This window comes from Synechococcus sp. R3-13 (assembly GCF_047462195.1).
Lineage (GTDB): Bacteria > Cyanobacteriota > Cyanobacteriia > Thermostichales > Thermostichaceae > Thermostichus.
Window position 1 is genome coordinate 1 of the sequence record NZ_JANSIO010000310.1, and the last position, 978, is coordinate 978.

Consider the following 978-nt stretch of genomic DNA (forward strand, 5'->3'; position numbering starts at 1 on the left):
TGAGATAAATGACTATGCGTTGTGGAACGGTTTATTGCAATTGACCTACTCGCGACCGCTATAGCTGGCTTCCGCCCAGAGCGTGAGCTGGGGGCCTTACGGCACTCCTTCGTAAATCACATAGACTCCGGCGCGCTCAGGCCGAGAATGCCGGTGAGGACGTTAAACAAAACCTGCTGCGTGGCCTGCACCAATTGGATGCGGGCTTGGGCCAAAAGGGGATCCTCTTTCAAGAGCGGCAAAATACGGCAGTTGTCGTAAAACTTGTTGAAATCGGCGGCGATGGCTTCTGCATAGCGGATGATCTTGTGGGGAGCGCGCTCTTCGGCAGCGGCGATCAGCTCATCCGGCAAGGCCAACAAGCGCAGCAGCAGGGCCCGCTCTTCTGGCTCTTTGTAGGGCAGTTTTTGTTGCTCCGTCAAAGGGACTTTGTTGGTCAGTTCAACCTTTTCTTCTTCCTGTAGCCGCCGCAGCAGAGTGCAACAGCGGGCATGGCTGTAGTGAACATACACGACCGGGTTATCGAAAGTTTGCTTGACGGCCAAATCCAAATCGAAGTTGATGGGGCTGTCCATGCTGCTGCTAAGCAAAAACCAGCGGGCTGCATCGACCCCCACGCCAATTTCTGGATCTTCGATCAGGTCATTGAGTGAGACAAAGTTGCCGGTGCGCTTGGACATGCGCACTTCGGTTTTCTCACCGGTTTGCGGGTCGGTTTTGAACAATTTGACAAATTGTCCAATCAAGATTTCCAGCTTGACATCTGGGCTGAAGGCACCCACCGCCGCCTTTAAGCGGCCGATATAGCCATGGTGATCTGAGCCAAGAATGTTGATCAGCCGGTGATATCCCCGCTGCACTTTATCCCGGTGGTAGGCAATATCGGCGGCTAGATAAGTGAACGAACCATCGGCCTTTTGCACCACCCGATCCTTGTCGTCGCCAAATTCTTGGGTTTTGAAATAGACGGCCTCTTCG

Annotated in this window: 1 protein-coding gene; it reads right to left on the reverse strand. The window is 53.7% G+C overall.

The window, feature by feature from the left end:
* Positions 1 to 116: 116 nt before the first annotated feature.
* The coding region (locus NW856_RS09725; protein ID WP_414400011.1) for a DALR anticodon-binding domain-containing protein at positions 117 to 978 on the reverse strand (862 nt) is incomplete at its 5' end.